The sequence below is a fragment of the Glycomyces sp. MUSA5-2 genome, from assembly GCF_037034145.1.
Taxonomy (GTDB): Bacteria; Actinomycetota; Actinomycetes; order Mycobacteriales; family Micromonosporaceae; genus Glycomyces; species Glycomyces artemisiae.
Genome location: NZ_JBAGKG010000004.1, coordinates 507,442 through 524,904, shown reverse-complemented (window position 1 = coordinate 524,904; position 17,463 = coordinate 507,442). Strand labels below are relative to the sequence as shown.

17 protein-coding genes are annotated in these 17,463 nt (G+C 71.6%); 11 read left to right on the top strand and 6 right to left on the bottom strand.

Going from position 1 to position 17,463, the window contains the following annotated elements; translation table 11 throughout:
* Positions 1–21 precede the first annotated feature (21 nt).
* Positions 22–462 carry a hypothetical protein gene (locus tag WA640_RS16080; protein ID WP_335988901.1) on the top strand — a complete coding sequence of 147 codons (441 nt, stop codon included), beginning with the start codon at positions 22–24 and terminating at the stop codon, positions 460–462.
* Between the two features lie 75 nt (positions 463–537).
* Here the strand turns inward: WA640_RS16080 and WA640_RS16075 are convergent, their stop codons facing one another.
* The 6 genes from WA640_RS16075 to WA640_RS16050 are packed head-to-tail and all read right to left on the bottom strand — an operon-like array spanning position 538 to position 6,525.
* The gene (locus WA640_RS16075) at positions 538–1,395 is read right to left on the bottom strand and encodes a phosphogluconate dehydrogenase C-terminal domain-containing protein (RefSeq protein WP_335988899.1); all 858 of its coding nucleotides are present in this window, start codon (positions 1,393–1,395) and stop codon (positions 538–540) included.
* On the bottom strand, positions 1,392–2,186 hold the full coding sequence (locus WA640_RS16070) for a sugar phosphate isomerase/epimerase family protein (RefSeq protein WP_335988898.1): 795 nt from the start codon (positions 2,184–2,186) through the stop codon (positions 1,392–1,394). The genes WA640_RS16075 and WA640_RS16070 overlap by 4 nt, the downstream gene beginning before the upstream one ends.
* Entirely contained in the window at positions 2,183–2,953 is a 771-nt protein-coding gene (locus tag WA640_RS16065) for a triose-phosphate isomerase family protein (protein WP_442904761.1), read from the bottom strand. The genes WA640_RS16070 and WA640_RS16065 overlap by 4 nt, the downstream gene beginning before the upstream one ends.
* Positions 2,953–3,438, bottom strand: coding sequence for a ribose-5-phosphate isomerase (locus WA640_RS16060; RefSeq protein ID WP_335988896.1), 486 nt, complete (start codon positions 3,436–3,438; stop codon positions 2,953–2,955). The genes WA640_RS16065 and WA640_RS16060 overlap by 1 nt, the downstream gene beginning before the upstream one ends.
* The gene (locus WA640_RS16055; RefSeq protein WP_335988895.1) at positions 3,431–5,158 is read right to left on the bottom strand and encodes a dihydroxyacetone kinase family protein; all 1,728 of its coding nucleotides are present in this window, start codon (positions 5,156–5,158) and stop codon (positions 3,431–3,433) included. The genes WA640_RS16060 and WA640_RS16055 overlap by 8 nt, the downstream gene beginning before the upstream one ends.
* Positions 5,155–6,525, bottom strand: coding sequence for an MFS transporter (locus WA640_RS16050; protein ID WP_442904760.1), 1,371 nt, complete (start codon positions 6,523–6,525; stop codon positions 5,155–5,157). Before WA640_RS16050 ends, WA640_RS16055 begins: the two co-directional genes overlap by 4 nt.
* 221 nt (positions 6,526–6,746) lie before the next feature.
* Here WA640_RS16050 and WA640_RS16045 point away from each other — a divergent pair, with 221 nt between their 5' ends.
* From WA640_RS16045 to WA640_RS16000, 10 genes are all read left to right on the top strand, one after another.
* Positions 6,747–7,487, top strand: a complete 741-nt coding sequence (locus WA640_RS16045) for a FadR/GntR family transcriptional regulator (protein WP_335988893.1) — start codon at positions 6,747–6,749, stop codon at positions 7,485–7,487.
* A complete protein-coding gene (locus tag WA640_RS16040; RefSeq protein ID WP_335988891.1) occupies positions 7,484–8,020 on the top strand; it encodes an SUKH-4 family immunity protein in 537 nt (178 codons plus the stop codon). Before WA640_RS16045 ends, WA640_RS16040 begins: the two co-directional genes overlap by 4 nt.
* A 60-nt stretch (positions 8,021–8,080) precedes the next feature.
* The gene (locus WA640_RS16035; protein ID WP_106362509.1) at positions 8,081–8,383 is read left to right on the top strand and encodes a GNAT family N-acetyltransferase; all 303 of its coding nucleotides are present in this window, start codon (positions 8,081–8,083) and stop codon (positions 8,381–8,383) included.
* Between the two features lie 127 nt (positions 8,384–8,510).
* The gene (locus tag WA640_RS16030; RefSeq protein ID WP_335988889.1) at positions 8,511–9,503 is read left to right on the top strand and encodes an LLM class flavin-dependent oxidoreductase; all 993 of its coding nucleotides are present in this window, start codon (positions 8,511–8,513) and stop codon (positions 9,501–9,503) included.
* 91 nt (positions 9,504–9,594) lie between these two features.
* On the top strand, positions 9,595–10,326 hold the full coding sequence (locus tag WA640_RS16025) for an SDR family oxidoreductase (protein ID WP_335988888.1): 732 nt from the start codon (positions 9,595–9,597) through the stop codon (positions 10,324–10,326).
* 106 nt (positions 10,327–10,432) lie between these two features.
* The gene (locus tag WA640_RS16020; RefSeq protein ID WP_335988887.1) at positions 10,433–11,503 is read left to right on the top strand and encodes a LacI family DNA-binding transcriptional regulator; all 1,071 of its coding nucleotides are present in this window, start codon (positions 10,433–10,435) and stop codon (positions 11,501–11,503) included.
* Between the two features lie 65 nt (positions 11,504–11,568).
* Positions 11,569–12,894: an ABC transporter substrate-binding protein gene (locus WA640_RS16015; protein ID WP_335988885.1), complete on the top strand. Its 1,326-nt coding sequence runs from the start codon at positions 11,569–11,571 to the stop codon at positions 12,892–12,894.
* Positions 12,895–12,901: 7 nt separating this feature from the next.
* Positions 12,902–13,801: a carbohydrate ABC transporter permease gene (locus tag WA640_RS16010; protein ID WP_335988884.1), complete on the top strand. Its 900-nt coding sequence runs from the start codon at positions 12,902–12,904 to the stop codon at positions 13,799–13,801.
* Complete coding sequence (locus WA640_RS16005; protein WP_335988883.1) at positions 13,798–14,631, top strand: carbohydrate ABC transporter permease; 834 nt, start codon at positions 13,798–13,800, stop codon at positions 14,629–14,631. The genes WA640_RS16010 and WA640_RS16005 overlap by 4 nt, the downstream gene beginning before the upstream one ends.
* A 20-nt stretch (positions 14,632–14,651) precedes the next feature.
* On the top strand, positions 14,652–17,441 hold the full coding sequence (locus WA640_RS16000; protein WP_335988882.1) for a family 78 glycoside hydrolase catalytic domain: 2,790 nt from the start codon (positions 14,652–14,654) through the stop codon (positions 17,439–17,441).
* The last annotated feature ends 22 nt before the right edge of the window (positions 17,442–17,463 follow it).

Sequence of the window (17,463 nt, the reverse complement as noted above, 5' to 3'; positions counted from 1 at the left end):
GCAAGGTATGAGGAGGCGGACATGGTGATGAAGTGGGCCGTGGGTGAGATCGCGCCGCGCGTGGACGGGGTGCCCGGGTTCGTGATCGACGTCGAGGATCATCTGTACGACACGCAGGCCGCGGCACGGGAGTACCTGCAGCGGGCGCTGGACTTCGGCCACGAGGCCAGCACCGAGGCGCAGGCCGCGAAGCTGCTGCGGACGATGACGGCATCGGGCCAGGCGCTGCTGGTCGTGTGCCCGCCGATCCGGGGCTGGGTCGTCTTCCCGGTGCGGGACGGGTTCTCGCCGACGCAGGAGGGCCTGTTCTACCTCGACGACCACCGCGACGACTTGGTGCGGCGCTTCACCGCCCGCACCAACACCGCGACCGGAGGCGGCTGCGCGGTGGTCGCCCTCGCCGCCGTCGGCGGGCTCGTCGCGGGCGTGGCCGCGCTGGCGCAGATTCCTTGGGGCGCTTAGGTTTTCCGGGCAGGCGAAAGGTCCCGGGCGCCGCACACGTCTTGACCTTTCGGCGGCCGGGACCTTTCGGGTCTTCTAGCGCTCGATCTTGTCGAGGTGGAGCATGCGGGCGAGGTTCTTGTCGAGTTCGTCGTCCTGGAAGATCTTCTTCCAGTCCTCCTTGATGATCGACTCGCGGCCGTAGTCCATGGCGATGAGGCACGCCTCGCTGAACGGGTTGTCGCCGCGGAGGCCGTTCGCCAGCGCGACCTGGGTGTGGCCCAGGAGGATCGAGCGGGCGGCGGCCTCGGGGACGCCCATCGTGTTGACGGCCTCGTCGAGGGACTCCTTCAGGAGCGCCCCGACCATGCACGCGATGGTCTCGACCAGGGTCGGCTCCAGCTGCGCGAGCTGCTTCACCGTCACCCAGTGGACGTCGATCACCGGGGCGTAGATCGCGCGGACGGTCGCCTCCACGAGGGCCTTCGCGGCCGGGTCGTCGGACTCGACCGCGGCGATGGCGTCCTGGGGGGCCGCGATGCCGCCGAAGGTGTCCGCGTACTCCTCGGGCGTGGTGCGCTGCAAGAAGATCGACGGGTGGCACGGGTGGGCCACGGCCTGCACGACGTCGTCGCGCTTGGTCAGCAGCCCCGCGTAGGCGGCGGCCGGGTCCAGGGTCAGGGCGATCGCGCCGGACTTCATGAGCGGCACCGCCTCGGCCGTGACCGACTGGAGCGCCAGGTCAGGGACGGCGAGGACCACGATGTCGGCGTCGGCCACGGCCGCGGCCAGGTCGGTCAGCTCGCGGCCGGCGTCGGTCGTGCGCTGGCGTCCGGCGGGGGAGTTCTCCACGTAGGCGACGGTGTGCGCGGTCTTCACCAGGTTGTTGGAGACGCGCATGCCCATCTTGCCGCCCGCCCCGATCACGGCGATGTTGTAGGTCTCGGTGCTCATCGGATGCTCCTCAAATAGTCCACTGTGGTTCTAGTCCAGGCCTGCTCGGCGCGGACGGTCGCTTCGGCGCCGCCCTGCCACGGCAGCCAGTGCTCGACGATCTCGTTCACGCCGCGCTCGCGCGGGCGCACCTCCCGCAGCAGGTGCGGGTAGTCGTGCAGGCCGGTCCCCATCGCCGCGCCCGAGTAGGTGAACCCCACCCAGCCGTCCTGTCTGGCGAACGCGAAGTCCTTGGCGTGCACGTTGACCGTGACGGGCGCCGCGAGCTCCACGACCTCCGTCGGCCGCTCCAGCCTCGCCACGACGTTGGCCGGATCGAGGCACACGCCGATGTTGGGGCTGGCCGCCGCGGTCACCAGTTCGACCAGGTTCTCGGTCGAGACCTGCTCGTACGTTTCGAGGGCGAGCGTGACGCCCTGGGATTCGTAGGCCGGGAGCGCCTCCGTCAGCCAGGCGAGTGCCTGCGGGAGAGTCGGCGCCGAATCCGGGCCGGTGACCATGCTCCGCACCAGCTTCGCGTCGAAGACCTCGGCGAGGGCGAGGAAGCGGGACAGGTGCTCGGGCTCGATTCCCTTGGTACCCAGCTCGATCTGGAGGCCCAGGTCGCGAGCTGCGCCCGCGGCGTCCCTCAGTTCCCGGTCGGTCATGCCTTCGAGCGGCGCGTAGTCGCAGATCTGGAAGAGGTCCACGTCGAGTTCGCGGGTCGCCTCGAACTCGTCAACCAAGGACAGCGGGCGCTCGACCCGGTCCGAGTGCTGCCAGAAGAAGGCGTAGCTCCCCAGGCCGATCATGACGCCACCCTGGTTTCAGCGAGTGCCGTCGCCTCGTCGAGCACCGCCGCCAGGTTCTCCGGGTCGTGCGCGAACCGGCCCAGGAACAGGCCGTCGACCGACCGCCCCAGCTCGGTCAGCAGGCCCGGACCCGCCGAACCGCCGTAGATCACCGAGGAGCCCGCGCGGTCGGGCGCGATGTCCAGCGCCATGCGCAAGGCCGTCGTCACCGCCACGATGTGCTCCACCGGAGCGGGCTCGGACGCGCCGATCGCCCACACCGGCTCGTACGCGACCACGACCGGCCCGGCCGGTGCGCCCGAGAGGCTCCGGCGCAGCTGCGCCACCGTCGCGGCCGCGGCAGCCTTGGGGCCCAAGCGTTCCGCTTCGCCGACGCACACCAGCGGCGTTACGCCGCCGCGCAGCGAAGCCGCAGTCTTCGCCGCCACCGCGTCGTCGGTCTCGCCGAACAGGCGGCGGCGCTCGGCGTGGCCGATCTCCGCAATGGACACCCCGACCTCCGCAAGCTCGGCCGCGCTCACTTCGCCGGTGAACGGGCCCGAATCCGCGACGGCCACGTCCTGCGCGCCGATCCGGACCGGCGTGCCCGCGAACGCGTCGCGCGCGGGAAGGATCTGGAGGTAGGTCGGGATCACGAACAGCTCGACCGCGCCCGAGGCCAGGCCCGGGTGCGAGCGCACGCGGTCGGCGACGCGCGCGAACCAGTCCTTCGCTGCGGCGTGCCCGAAGTACATCTTCAGGCTCACCCCGACCACCACCGGCGCCATCAGCAGGACCCGGTCGTCTCGAACTCGCCGATGACCGCGACCTTCTCGGCCGAGGCGCTCTGCGGGTCGAAGCGGTAGTCGAGCCACTCGCGGACCAGGCGCCGCGCCAGCTCGACGCCGATCACGCGCTGGCCCATGGTGAGGACCTGGGCGTCGTTGGAGAGGACGCTCCGCTCGACGGAGAAGCTGTCGTGGGCCGTGGCGGCCCGGATGCCGGGGACCTTGTTGGCGGCGATGGCGACCCCGAGGCCGGTGCCGCAGATGAGGAGGGCCCGGTCGGCCTCGCCGTCGGCGACGCGCTGGGCCGCCTCGATGGCGACCTTCGGGTACGGGGTGTGGCCCTCGGCGTCCACGCCGACGTCCACTACGGACGCGACTCCAGGGTGGCCTTCGAGGTCCCGCTTGAGGATCTCCTTGTAGTCAAAGCCGGCGTCGTCGCTGCCGACGACGATGCGCAGCGGCGCAGTACGCAGGGGCTCAGGCATGGTGGTTCCTTCCTTCGAGCAGTTCGCCGATCGCGGTGGCGATCAGCGCGAGGGAGTGCGCGCCCGGGTCGGGGGTGCCGAGGCTCTTCTCGGCGTGCGGGCGGGCGCGGCCCATGCGGGGCAGGAGCTCCGCGGTGGCTTTCGCGGCGCGCGAGGCGTCCTCGGCGGCGGCCTTCCAGGCGGTGGGGAGATCCGCTCCGGCGTCTGCGTTGCGCTGCAAGGCTTCGGCGAACGGCATGAGCACGTCCACAAGGGTCTTGTCGCCGACCTCGGCCTTGCCGTAGTCCATGACGCCCTTGGCGCCGTCGGCCACTCCGGCGGCGACGTCGGCTGCCGTGGGCTTCCCGTGGTCGCCCAGGCGTTCGGCGACGCCGGTGAGGATCACGCCCCACAGCGCCCCGGAGGTGCCTCCGGCCTTGTCGGCCCACGCCGCGGCGGCACGGGCCAGGGTGGTGCCCGCGCCGGCCCCGCTTGCGGCTGAACCGGCGGCGAGCGCGGCCTTCGCGCCGCGCTGCATGCCGATCCCGTGGTCGCCGTCTCCGGCGACGGCGTCGATGCGGCCGAGTTCGTCCACATTGGCGTCGATGGTGGCGGCGATGACCTCCAGGGCGGCACGGACCGTGCCCGCGGCCTCCCGGGACGCCTCGTCGGATTCGGGGACGGCGTCCGCATCCGCGGCACCGTTCCCGTTGGCGGCCTTCAGCTGCGCTGGGTTCACCGAGCCGCGGCGGTACGCCGGGGCGTCGACCGGGGTCTCCCACAGCGCTTCGAGCTCCTCGTCGAGCCAGAACAGCGTGAGCGAGGTCCCGGCCATGTCGAAGCTCGTGCAGTACTCGCCCACGTGCGGGTCCACGATGACGAGCCCCGCCGCCTCAAGCAGCTGGGCGACCCGCCGGTAGACGACGAACAGCTCCTCGTACTTCAGCGAACCGAGCCCGTTGAGGATCGGCACGACCCGCGCGCCCGCGGCGGCGATCCCCTCGGGGACCTCCTCCAGGAGCTTGGCGACGAGCAGTTCCGCGAGGCCGTCGGCGGTCGGAATGTCGGTCTCGTCGATGCCCGGCTCGCCGTGGATGCCGAGCCCGACCGCCATGCGGCCCTCGGGGACCGAGAACAGCGGCTCGTCGGCGCCGGGGAGCGTGCAGCCGGAGAACGCGACGCCGAACGAACGGGTGCGCTCGTTGGCGAGCCGCGCGAGGCGCTCGACCCCGGCGAGGTCGTGCCCGGCCTCGGCCGCGGCGGCGGCGATGCGGAAGACCGCGAGGTCCCCGGCGATGCCGCGCCGCTTGTGGCGCTCTTCCGGTGCGGCGCTGAAGATGTCGTCGGTGACGGCGACCGTCGCGCACGGGATGCCCTCGGCGCGCAGGCGCTCCTGGGCCGCGTCGAAGTTGAGCACGTCCCCGGCGTAGTTCCCGTAGGTGAACAGGACGCCGCCGCCGTTGTCGGCGGCCTTCGCGACCGCCTGGATCTGCTGCGCCGAAGGCGAGGCGAACAGGTTGCCCATGGCCGCGCCGTGCGCGAGGCCCTGGCCGACGAGGCCGCCGAACGCCGGGTAGTGCCCGGACCCGCCGCCGACCACGACGGCGACCTGGCCGCGCGGCGACTCGGCGGCGCGGACGACGCCGCCGGTCACGCGCTGCACGTGACGGCCGTTCGCGGCCGCGAAGCCGTCGGTCATCTCGTCGGCGAAGTCGGCGGGGTCGTTCCAGATCCGGGTCATCGCGCGCCCGCCTCCTCAAGGTCCGGTGCGGCCGCGGACTTCCCGCGGCGCGCGAGCGCCACCATGAGCACCGCCGACAGGAGCATGAAGCCGCCGACGACGGCCATCGCGGTCTCGTACCCGCCGGTCCAGTCGTGGATCGCGCCGGTGACGTACGGGGCGCTGAACCCGGCGAGGTTGCCGACCGTGTTGATGAGCGCGACGCCCGCCGCGGCGGCGGCGCCGGTCAGGAACCGGGTCGGGAGCGTCCAGAAGTTCGGGAGCGCCGCGAAGATCGCGCAGGCCGTCACGGTGATGACCGCGATGGTCGCCGCGGGGGAGTCCACGAGCAGCGCCAGCGGGATCGAGGCCGCGCCGAGCACGGCCGGGACGGCGATGTGCCAGGTCTTGAGGCCGCGCTTGGAGGCGTCCTTGGACCAGAAGTACATGACGACGGCCGCGGGCAGGTACGGGATCGCGGTGATGAGGCCCTTCTCGAACACGTCGAACTCGGTGCCGGCCGCGGCCTGGAACCCGTCGATGATCGTGGGCAGGAAGAACGCGAGGGCGTACAGGCCGTAGATGAAGCCGAAGTAGATGAAGGACAGCGTCCAGACGCGTCCGCTCTTGAACGCGTGCCGCACGGACGGGTGCTTCTCGCTCGCCTCGGTGGTCTCGCGCTCGGCTTCGAGGGCGCCGGTGAGCCAGGTCTGCTCCTCGGGGGTGAGCCACTTGGCGTCGGCGGGCTTGTCCTTGAGGTAGAACCAGGCGATGATCCCGACGACGATCGCGGGGATCGCCACGCCCATGAACATGAACCGCCAGCCTTCGAGGCCGAAGAACACGCCGTGCTGCTGGATGAGGGCGCCCGCCAGGGGCGCGCCGATCACCGTCGTCAGGGGCTGGGCCAGGTAGAACAGCATGAGGATGCGGCCGCGGTACTGCGAGGGCACCCACAGGCTCAGGAACAGGATCGCGCCGGGGAAGAAGCCGGCCTCGGCGACGCCGAGGAGGAAGCGGAGGGCCACGAGCTGCTCGAAGTTCTGCACCCACGTGAACAGGAGCGCGACGACGCCCCAGCTGATCATGATGCGGGCGAGCCAGCGGCGGGCGCCGAACTTGTGGAGCGCCAGGTTGGACGGCACTTCCAGGATGATGTAGCCGATGAAGAACACGCCGGACGCGAAGCCGAACTGGGCGGCGGAGAGCGCGAGGTCCCCGTTCATGCCGTTCGGTGCGGCGAACCCGATCGCGGTGCGGTCGAGGTAGTTGATGAAGAACATCAAGGCGACGAACGGCACGAGGCGGATCGAGACCTTGCGGATGGCGCTGCGGGCTACGGGCGGCGCTTCGGGGGCTGCTGACCGGTTCACGGTGTCTCCTGACATCGGCTCTGATGACACTGGGGGCGTCTCCCATATTGGCGAACCGGTTGACCAATTGCAACACGGAGTCCCACATGTTGATCATTCTGTAATGTTCCGGCAGCTCGCAGCCGTTGCCGGGAATCCCCCGACCGGCCCCTGACCGCCTGGACCGCAACTAGACCGGCGTCCCATCCGGGGCGGAAGGGTGGTTTCGCCGCGCAAAGGGACGGTAAGTTTCATCCATGCCCGCCTACCCAGGAGACCGCGCCGCCGACATCGCCGCCTCGCTCGGCGCCCTGCCGAGCAGCAGCCCGGTCTCGGAGGTCGCGCGCCAGCTCCTCGACCTGTTCACCAGCGGATCCATCGAGCCCGGGACGCGCCTGCCCGCCGAGCGCCAGCTCGCCACCACCCTCGGCGTCGGCCGCTCCGCCGTGCGCGAGGCCCTCGCCGCGCTCGAACTCCTCGGCATCGTCGACGTGCGCCCCGGCTCGGGCACCTACCTGCGCGGCACCGCCTCCGAGCTGCTCCCGCAGACGCTGCGCTGGGGCCTGCTCATCGGCCGCCGCAAGACTGACGAACTCCTCGAACTGCGCTCGGGCCTGGAGATCTACGTGGCCCGCCTCGCCGCCTCGAACGCCTCCGAGGACGACCTCGCCGCGCTCGCCGGGCACGTGGCGCGCATGCGCGAATCCGAGGACCTGGCCGCGTTCGCCGGGGCCGACCGCGACTTCCACAACGGGCTCGCCCGCGCCGCGGGCAACGAGGTCCTCATCGACCTCCTCGACGTGGTGCGCTCCCTCCTCCAGGTCTACGCCGACCGCGCCGTCTCCGGCGACGAGGAGGCCCGCACCGCGCTAGACGAGCACGACGCGATCCTGCGCGCCGTCACCTCCCGCGACCACGACGCCGCCGCCTCGGCGATGGCCGTCCACATGGCCACCGCCTCCATCCGCCTCGCGGCAGAGCAGGCGGGCCGACCATGACCTCCGCGCCGCCCTCCGACAAGACCGCGTTCGTCTGGGGCCCAGACGACCTCATGGAACTCCCGCGCGCCGGGCTCCTCGAACTCGGCGTCCCCGCCGCCGGACTCCCCGAGGACGACTGGGTGCCGCGGCTCGTGCCCGGCGTGTACGACGCCGACGGCGCGCCCGAGCCGCTGAAGCCGTTCGCGGTGATCGAGCTCCAGGCCGGGGACGTCACCGTCGACATGCGGCTGATCCTCCTCGGCACGGTCCCCGGCTCCGCGAACCTGCTGTACGTGCTCGACCCGGCCTCGGGCGAGGTCCTCCAGTTCGACCGGCGCAGCCGCGGCGTGCGCGGCGTGAACTCCTCGTACCGCTGGTTCGTGGAGTTCCTGTGGCAGATCGAGGCCGCGAAGAAGCAGCGCGGCGCCGCCGACCTCGGAGGCGTCCTCAACCCGGGCCTGCGCGCGACGCTCCGGTCCGTCGACCCGTTCGCGTTCCAGGCCGAGCAGTGGTGGCCCGCGGTGTGGAGGGAACTCGCTCCTTCTGGGTAACCCCTCGGGGGAACCGAACTAGGGTGGTCCGCAGGACGCCCGAGACGCGAAGGAGCGCTCATGACCGTGGTAGTCACCGATGCCCCCGACCAGCAGCGCTGGGAGGCCCGCATCGACGGGGAACTGGTCGGGTTCGCGCAGTACAAGCGCCACGACGGCGCGATCACGTTCTTCCACACCGAAGTCGAGCGCGAGGGCGCCGGGATCGGGACGGCCCTGGTCCGCACCTCCCTCGACGCCGCGCGCACCGCGGGGGCGCGGGTCCACCCCGTGTGCCCGTTCTACGCCGGGTGGATCGAGCGCCACCCCGACTACGGCGACCTCGTCCACGAGAAGGCGCCGCACCTCGGCGAAGAGGACTGACCGGGCCGCACGGCCGCGGCCGGTGACGAGGGTCATGCCGGAAACGGACCCCGGTCCGGGATTGCCGGGACGCCGGGGAGCGTTGCCCGAAGGGCGAACCCGAACTTCCTCCGAAAGGCGGCCGTCCATGCCCGTAGCCCTGTCGATCCTCGACCTCGCGCCGATCGCGCCCGGACGGACCGCACGCGACAGCTTCGCCGCGAGCGTCGAACTCGCCCGCGCCGCCGAGCGCACCGGCTACGAGCGCGTCTGGTACGCCGAGCACCACTCCATGCCGACCATCGCGTCGAGCGCCACCAGCCTCGTCATCGGCCACGTCGCCGAGCACACCGAGACCATCCGCCTCGGCGCGGGCGGCATCATGCTGCCCAACCACTCCCCGCTCGTCATCGCCGAGCAGTTCGGCACCCTCGAATCCCTCTTCCCCGGCCGCATCGACCTCGGCCTGGGCCGCGCCCCCGGCACCGACCGGCAGACCATGCGCGCCATCCGCCGCGACGCCACCTCCTCCGACACGTTCCCGCAGGACGTCCTCGAACTCCAGGGCTACCTGCGCGGCAAGTCCCTCATCGAGGGCGTCCAGGCCGTGCCCACCGCCGACACCGAAGTGCCCCTGTACCTCCTGGGCTCCTCCCTGTTCGGCGCGCAGCTCGCCGCGAGCCTCGGCCTGCCGTACGCGTTCGCCTCGCACTTCGCGCCCGACGCGCTCCACGAGGCGATCGCGGTCTACCGCGAGCAGTTCCGGCCCTCCGAGCAGGTCCCCGAGCCGTACGTCATCGCGGGCGTCAACGTGTTCGCCGCCGAGGACCCCGCCGACGCGGAAGCCCAGCGCCGCATCGCCTTCCGCAACCGCTCCCGCGCGTTCATCGCCCGCGGCCCGGTCGGGCGCGAGTACACCGACGATGAGATCGACGAGTTCCTGGCCTCGCCCGCGGGTGACCAGCTCAACTCGATGGCCCGCTACACCGCGGTCGGCGGCCCCGAGGACGTGCGCGCGTTCCTGGAGTCCTTCGCCGCCGCCACCGGCGCCGACGAGCTCATCACCGTCCACTACACCGAGGAGGTCCCCGACCGGATCGCCTCGGTCGAGCTCACCGCCAAGGCCATGGGCATCGGCTAGCGAGTCACACGCGCCCCACTGGAGGCCCGCCGTCCGCGGCGGGCCTCTTACGCTGTCCTCCGGATTCGACCCTTCACGAGAGGCCAGGGCATTGGGACAGCTGACGGACACCACCGCGCTCATCACCGGAGCGTCGCGGGGCATCGGCGCGGCCACCGCGCGCCTCCTCGCCGCCGAGGGCGCGCACGTCCTGGTCAACTACCGCGACAAGGCGAAGCGCGCGAACGCCGTCGTCGACGCCATCGCCGCGGCGGGCGGCTCCGCGGCCGCCGTGCAGGCCGACATCACCGCCGCCGCCGACCTCGACCGCCTCTTCGCCGGGATCGAGCGCCTCGACGTGCTCGTCCTCAACGCCTCCGGCGGCCTGGAGAAGAACGTCGACCCCGACTACGCGCTGCGCCTCAACCGCGACGCCCAAGTGGACCTCGCCGCCCGCGCACTCCCGCTGCTGCCCAAGGGCGGCCGCATCGTCTACGTCACCAGCCACCAGGCCCACTTCGCGGCCACCGAGGAGCTCGCGGTCTACGCGCCCGTCGCCCGCTCCAAGCGCGCGGGCGAGGACGCACTGCTCGCGATGCTCCCCGAGTTCACCGCTCGCGGCGTCGACTTCATCACGGTCTCCGGCGACATGATCGAAGGGACCATCACCGCGACCCTCCTCGAACGCGCCCAGCCCGGCACCATCGCGCAGCGCCGCGAGGCCGCGGGCGGGCTCCTCACCGTCGAGCAGTTCGCGCAGCACGTGGCCGACGCCGCCGTCGCCGACCTGGAGACCGGCGCGGTCGTCCTGGCCGGAGGCCCCGGCGCCTGGGCCCGCGACTAGCGAAAACAAGCCGCGCTCCCACGGAAGAAAGTGCGAGCCTCCCTCTTGTAGATCGGTCTACAGTCTGTGTAGATTGATCTACACCCAATCCCCAGGGAGGCTCCCAGTGGCATCGCGTCCGTCGGCCGGCTCGGTCACCATCGAGGACGTCGCGCGCGAAGCGGGCGTCTCCCGGGCGGCGGTCTCCAAGGTCATCCGGAACGCGTACGGCGTCAGCCCCGCGATGAAAGCCCGTGTGACCGAAGCGATCGAGAAGCTCGGCTACCGCCCGAGCGTCTCGGCCCGGGGCATGCGCGGGAAGACGTTCACCGTCGGGATCGAGATCCCCGAACTGTCGAACCCGTTCTTCCCCAAGCTCCTCGCGGGCGCCACTGCTGCGCTCTCGGGCTCGCCCTACCAGCTCATCATCGCCCCGGCCGACCCCGAGCACGGCGAGGGCTACCGCGCCATCCAGGCGCTGGTGGACCGGCAGGTCGACGGGGTCATCGCGGTCTCGCCGCTGGTCGACCCCGAATGGCTGGAGGCGCTGGCCGACCACGTCCCGGTGGTCATGATCGGCCGCCACGACCGCTCGCCCAAGTACGACGCGGTCGTCAGCGACGACGAGGACGGCGCGCGCCAGGTCATGCGGCACCTGCTCGACCTGGGGCACCGCGACATCGCGCACCTGACGCCCGCCGCGGGCCTGGCCGGGGTCGAATCGGGTGCGCCGCAGGCGATCCGGCTCGCCGCCTACCGGGACGCGATGCAGGAGGCCGGCCTCGGCGACCGCATCCGCGTCGTGGGCTCCCCGAACGGCCAGCCCGAGTCGCGGCGCGTGGCGCTGGGGCTCCTGGCCGAGGCGGACCGCCCGACCGCGGTGTTCGCCTCGCACGACGAACCGGCCCTGGGGGTCATGCACGCCGTGGCCGACGCCGGGCTCACCCCGGCCGACGTCTCGGTCGCCGGGTACGACGACGTCGAGATCGCCGCCCACCCGGGCATCTCGCTCACCACCGTCGACCAGCACGGCGAGCGCATGGGCCGCCTCGCCGCCGAGCTGCTGCTCGAACGCATCGCCGGGCGCGCCGAGCCCCGGCACGAGACGGTGCGGCCCGAACTCGTGGTCCGCACCAGCACCAGACCACCCCGCCCGCGGGGCGGGGCCCCGCGCCTGCGCGCGGTCGGCAGGACCTGACCATCACCGATCCACAACCGCACCATGCAATCCCTCTGGAATGAATCGTTCCAATGGCGTCACCAATGGAGGTCACGACCATGTTCCCGACTCGACCCCTCCGCCGCACCGCGGCCGGAGCAGCAGCCGTCCTCTCCGCCGGACTCGCCCTCACCGGGTGCTCCACCGGCGGCGGCGACGACGGGACCCTGAACATCCTCATCGACAACTCCGAGGCCACCGGCCAGCTCATGCAGGCCCTGGTCGACGCGTACACGGAAGCGAACCCAGACGTCGAGATCGAGCTGGAGCTGCGCCCCGGCGGCAGCGAGGGCGACAACATCGTCAAGACCCGCTTGCAGACCGGCGACATGCCCGACCTGTTCTTCTACAACTCCGGGTCGCTCCTCCAGGCGCTCGCGCCGGACCAGACCCTCGTCGACCTCGCGGACGAGTCCTACATGGACGTCGTGACGGACACCTTCAAGGACGGCGTGAGCGCGGGCGACGCGCTCTACGGCGTCCCCGTCGGCCACGCCGTCGGCGGCGGCGTCCTCTACGACCTCGCCGCCTACGAGGAGCTCGGGCTCGAAGTGCCGATCACCTGGGACGAGTTCATGGCGAACAACCAGGCGATCCTCGACGCGGGGGGCCGCGCGCCGGTGATCCAGACCTACGGCACCGAGTCCGCGTGGACCTCGCAGCTGTTCGTGCTCGCCGACAACTACAACGTCCTCGCGGCCGAACCGGACTGGGCCGAGGCGTACACCGCCAACGAGAAGCACTTCGCCGACACGCCCGCGGCCGCCGCCGGGTTCGAGCACCTCCAGGAGGTCGCCGAGGCCGGGTACCTCAACGAGGACTTCGCGTCCCTCACCTACAACGAGGGGCTCGCCGCGCTCGCCGCGGGGGAGGGCGTCCACTACCCGATGCTCACCACCGCGCTCACCGAGATCGAGGCGACCGATCCCGATGCGCTGGACGGCATCGGCTTCTTCGCCCTGCCGGGGACCGACGCCGCGAACGCGGGGCTCACGACCTGGCTGCCCGGCGCGCTCTACCTCCCGCAGTCTACTGAGGATCAAGGTGCGGCGAAGGACTTCCTGGCGTTCGTCGCCAGCACCGAGGGCTGCGACGCGCAGACCGCCGGCGCCAGCGTCATCGGCCCGTACTTCATCGAGGGCTGCACCGTCCCCGAGGACGTGCCCCCTGCCGTGGCCCAGCTCCAGTCCTACTTCGACTCCGGGCTCACCGCCCCGGCCCTGGAGTTCCTGTCCCCGGTCAAGGGCCCGGCCCTGGAGCAGATCACCGTCGAGGTCGGCTCCGGCATCCGCACCGCCGCCGACGCCGCGTCGCTCTACGACGAGGACGTCAAGAAGCAGGCGCAGCAGCTCGGCCTCGAAGGCTGGTAGGCCCCCCATGGCGACCACGGCAACCGCGGCGCCGCCCCGGCGGCGCCGCGGCCACCGGAGCCACTACCCGCTCTGGTTCTACCTCCCCGCGGGCGTCGTCTACGGCGTCCTGTTCATCGCCCCCACGATCGCGTCCTTCTACTTCGCGTTCACGCGCTGGAACCTCTCCGGGACCGAGTTCATCGGCTTCGAGAACTTCGCGCTGTTCTTCAGCGAGCCGTACCTGTTCCAGGGCCTGGTGAACACCTTCGTCTACGGCGTGCTCACCTCCGGGCTGAAAGTGGTCCTCGGGCTGCTCCTCGCGGTGTTCCTGACCTCGCAGATCATCGCCCGCGGGTACCTGCGCTCCGTCGTGTTCTTCCCGACGCTGGTGAGCACCGTCGGCGTCGGCATCACCTTCACCGTGCTCATGGACCCCGGCGATGGGCTCGTCAACCAGGCGCTCGCGCTGTTCGGCGTCGACGGGCCCGGCTGGCTCACCGACCCGAGCCTCGCCCTCATCTCCGTTGCGCTCGTGGACGTCTGGAAAGGCGTGGGCCTGGCGACCCTGATCTACATCGCCGGGGTCGTGGCGATCCCGCAGGAGTACTTCGAAGCCGCCCGTGTCGACGGCGCCACCAGCGCGCAGCGGCTGCGGTACATCACCCTCCCGCTCATGCGGCCCGCCACCGCCACCGTCATCGTCCTGTCGCTCATCGGCGGCCTCAGGTCGTTCGACCTCATCTGGGCCATGACCCAGGGCGGCCCCGGCTTCACCTCCGACGTCGTCGCCTCGGTGATCTTCAAGCAGTACCAGGCCGGGTTCTGGGGCCTGTCCAGCGCCGGGAACGTGGTCCTGTTCCTCATCGTGGCCGCGTTCATGGTCCCGCTCTACTGGAAGCTCAACCGCAAGGAGGTAGACCGTTGAGGCGCCGCCGCACCGCCGGGGTCCTCTCCGGCACGATCGCGATCATCGTCTCCGCGGTGGTCTTCCTCGTCCCGTTCGCGTTCATCGTCCTCACCGCGTCCAAGACCCGCGGCGAAGCGGCCCTGCGGGAGTTCACGCTCCCCACCGAATGGGCGATCTGGGAGAACTTCCTCGCAGTCATCCGCGAACGCGACTACATGCTCCTGGGCGCGTTCGTGAACTCCACGATCCTCACCGTCGCGAGCGTCGCCGTCATGGTCGTCCTCGCGGCCATGGTCGGGTACGTCATGCAGCGGCGCCCGAACCGCCTGACGCCCTGGCTGAACGCGCTCGTCCTCGCCGGGCTCATCATCCCGCCCGCGGTCGTCCCCACCATCTGGGTCCTCCAGGGGCTCGGCCTCTTCCGGACCCTCCACGGCCTCGTCCTCATCGAAGTCGCGTACGGACTCTCCTTCTGCGTCCTCCTCTTCCGCGCCTTCGTCGCCACCATCCCGCGCGAACTCGACGAGGCCGCCGTCATCGACGGCGCCGGGCCCGTGCGCCTGTTCTTCCAGGTCGTGTTCCCGCTGCTCAGATCCGTGATCGTCACCGCCGTGATCGTCCAGTCCGTGGCCGTCTTCAACGACTTCCAGAACCCGCTGTACTTCCTGCCCGGCGACGACCACGCCACCGTCCAGCTCACCCTCTACAACTTCAGGAGCCAGTACACGACCGAGTGGAACCTGCTGTTCATGGACATCCTGCTCATCACCATCCCGCCGCTCGTCATGTACGCCTTCTTCAACCGCCAGATCGTCGCCGGCCTCACCACCGGCGCCATCAAAGGCTGAATATCCACAAGGGAGACCCGATGCACGTTTACGGACTGCGCGCCGAGTACCGCACCGACACCCCGTTCACCGCCGCGGCCCGGCCCCGCCTGTCGTGGAAGACCGCCGACGCCCCGCCCGGCTGGACCCAGGCCGCCGCCGAGATCGAATGGCGCCGAGGCGAAGCCGCCGCCGTCGCCCGCGTCGACGGCCGCGACTCCGTGCTCGTCGCCTGGCCCTTCGAATCGCTCCAGCCCCGCGAGCAAGGCAGCGTGCGCATCCGCGTCCACGGCGCCGACGGTTCTACTTCGGACTGGAGCGAGCCCTGCGACATCCGCGCCGGATTCCTCGGCGACGGCGAATGGCACGCCCGGTTCATCACCGTCCCCGAACCCGCCGACATCGGCCAGCCGCTCCTGCTGCGCCGCGAATTCACCGTGAAACCCGGCCTGGAGGCCGCCACCCTGTACGCCACCGCGCGCGGCGTCTACCAGGTCGAGATCGACGGCGTCCCCGTCGACGCCGACCGCCTCAAACCCGGCTGGACCGCCTACCGCTCCCGGCTCGTCCACGAGACCAACGACGTCACCGACCTCCTCCGCGAGGGCGCCAACGTCATCGGCGCGAACCTCGCCGGAGGCTGGTACACCGAGGGCTTCGGATTCCACGGCCAGGCCAGGCCCTTCTACGGCAAGTACCCGTCCTTCGCCGCCCAACTCCACCTCGAATACGACGACGGCACAACAGAAGTCGTCGCCACCGGCGACGGCTGGCGCGCCACCGCCGACGGGCCCATCACCGCCAGCGGCATCTACGCGGGCGAGTCCCACGACGCCCGCCGCGCCCTCCCCGGCTGGTCCTCGCCCGGCTTCGACGACGCCCGCTGGCTCGACGCCCGCCCCGACACCGCCAAAGCGATGGTCCCCGTCGCCGCCACCACCGCGCCCGTGCGCGCCACCGCCGAACTCGCCGTCCAGGAGGTCATCACCACCCCCAGCGGCCGCACCGTCGTCGACTTCGGACAGAACCTCGTCGGCCACCTCCGCATCAGAGTGCAAGGCCGCGAAGGCGACACCGTCGTCCTGCGCCACGCCGAAGTCCTCGAACACGGCGAACTCGGCACCCGGCCGCTCCGCCACGCCAAAGCCACCGACACGTACACCCTCGCCGGGAACGGCACCGAGACCTGGGAGCCCGAGTTCACCTTCCACGGCTTCCGGTACGCCGAGATCCAAGGCTGGCCCGGCGAATTCGAACCCGCCGACGTCACCGCCGTCGTCGTCCACTCCGACCTCAAGCGCACCGGCCACTTCTCGTCCTCGCACGAACTCCTCGACCGCCTCCACGAGAACGTCGTCTGGGGCATGAGGGGCAACTTCGTGTCCATCCCCACCGACTGCCCCCAGCGCGACGAGCGCCTCGGCTGGACCGGCGACATCCAGGTCTTCGCCCCCGCCGCGAGCTTCCTCTACGACTGCGACGGCTTCCTCGCCTCCTGGCTCGACGACCTCGCCCTGGAGCAGTTCGACGACGGCGCCGTGCCCTTCATCGTCCCCAACGTCCTCGAATGGGCCCAGACCCCCGCCGCCGCCTGGGGCGACGCCGCCACCGTCGTCCCCACCGTCCTCTTCGACCGCTTCGGCGACCGCGCCGTCCTCGAACGCCAGTACCCCAGCATGCGCGCCTGGACCGACCACCTCGCCGCCCTCGCCGGAGACCGCCACCTGTGGGAGGGCCGCTTCCAGTTCGGCGACTGGCTCGACCCCGACGCCCCGCCGGACGACCCCGCCCGCGCCAAGACCGACCCCGACATCGTCGCCAGCGCCTACTTCGAGCGCTCCGCGGCCCTGACCGCCCGCGCCGCGACCGAACTCGGGCACGCCGAGGACGCCGCGACGTACGGCGCGCTCGCCGAAGCCGCCCGCGAGGCGTGGGTCCGCGAATACGTCACGGGTGCGAGCCGCATCGTCTCCGACGCGCCGACCGCGTACGCGCTGGCGATCGAGTTCGACCTCGTGACCGACCCCGAGGCGCGCGAGCGGATGGGCGCGCGGCTCGCGTGGCTCGTGCGCCGCGCGGGCTACCGGATCGGGACCGGGTTCGTGGGCACGCCGATCATCCAGGACGCGCTGACGCGCACCGGCCACGCCGAGACCGCGCGGCGCCTGCTGCTCCAGACCGACAACCCGTCGTGGCTGTACCCGGTGACCATGGGCGCCACCACGATCTGGGAGCGCTGGGACTCCATGCTGGAGGACGGCACGATCAACCCGGGGGAGATGACCTCCTTCAACCACTACGCGTTCGGGGCCATCGCCGACTGGCTGCACCGCACCGTCGCCGGGCTCGCGCCGCTGGAGCCGGGCTACCGGCGCATCGCCGTCGCCCCGGTCCCGCTCGCGGGGCTGGACCGAGCCGCGGCCGAGCTGGAGACCCCGTACGGCCGCGCCCGCGTCGGCTGGGAGGCCCACGACGGACGCGTCGTGGTCCACGCGCAGGTCCCGCCGAACACAACCGCGCTCGTGACCCTCCCCGGCCTGGAGGCGTTCGAAGTCGGCTCGGGGGACCACGAGTGGACGATCGACGACCCGCGGACCGAGCCGCGCAGGGCGGGACTGACGATCGACTCTCGGCTGTCGGACCTCATCGAGGACGCCGAAGCGCACGAGGCGGTGCTGCGGGCCGTCGAGGCCGTCGACCCCGAGCGGGCCCGGAGCCTGCGGTCGGCGCAGTGGACGGAGCACCGGACGCTCCTGGGCGAGCTGACCCCGGGCCCGCCCGCGGTCCTCGCCCGCGTGGAGGCCGCGCTCGCGAACCTCAAGCGCGACTAAGGCCCGACCAGGAATGTAAGGG

Coding starts and splice junctions, on each gene's coding strand:
- WA640_RS16080 (WP_335988901.1), top strand. CDS start 22: ATGGTGATGAAGTGGGCCGTGGGTGAGATCGCGCCGCGCGTGGACGGG.
- WA640_RS16075 (WP_335988899.1), bottom strand. CDS start 1,395: ATGAGCACCGAGACCTACAACATCGCCGTGATCGGGGCGGGCGGCAAG.
- WA640_RS16070 (WP_335988898.1), bottom strand. CDS start 2,186: ATGATCGGCCTGGGGAGCTACGCCTTCTTCTGGCAGCACTCGGACCGG.
- WA640_RS16065 (WP_442904761.1), bottom strand. CDS start 2,953: ATGGCGCCGGTGGTGGTCGGGGTGAGCCTGAAGATGTACTTCGGGCAC.
- WA640_RS16060 (WP_335988896.1), bottom strand. CDS start 3,438: ATGCCTGAGCCCCTGCGTACTGCGCCGCTGCGCATCGTCGTCGGCAGC.
- WA640_RS16055 (WP_335988895.1), bottom strand. CDS start 5,158: ATGACCCGGATCTGGAACGACCCCGCCGACTTCGCCGACGAGATGACC.
- WA640_RS16050 (WP_442904760.1), bottom strand. CDS start 6,525: ATGTCAGGAGACACCGTGAACCGGTCAGCAGCCCCCGAAGCGCCGCCC.
- WA640_RS16045 (WP_335988893.1), top strand. CDS start 6,747: ATGCCCGCCTACCCAGGAGACCGCGCCGCCGACATCGCCGCCTCGCTC.
- WA640_RS16040 (WP_335988891.1), top strand. CDS start 7,484: ATGACCTCCGCGCCGCCCTCCGACAAGACCGCGTTCGTCTGGGGCCCA.
- WA640_RS16035 (WP_106362509.1), top strand. CDS start 8,081: ATGACCGTGGTAGTCACCGATGCCCCCGACCAGCAGCGCTGGGAGGCC.
- WA640_RS16030 (WP_335988889.1), top strand. CDS start 8,511: ATGCCCGTAGCCCTGTCGATCCTCGACCTCGCGCCGATCGCGCCCGGA.
- WA640_RS16015 (WP_335988885.1), top strand. CDS start 11,569: ATGGAGGTCACGACCATGTTCCCGACTCGACCCCTCCGCCGCACCGCG.
- WA640_RS16010 (WP_335988884.1), top strand. CDS start 12,902: ATGGCGACCACGGCAACCGCGGCGCCGCCCCGGCGGCGCCGCGGCCAC.
- WA640_RS16000 (WP_335988882.1), top strand. CDS start 14,652: ATGCACGTTTACGGACTGCGCGCCGAGTACCGCACCGACACCCCGTTC.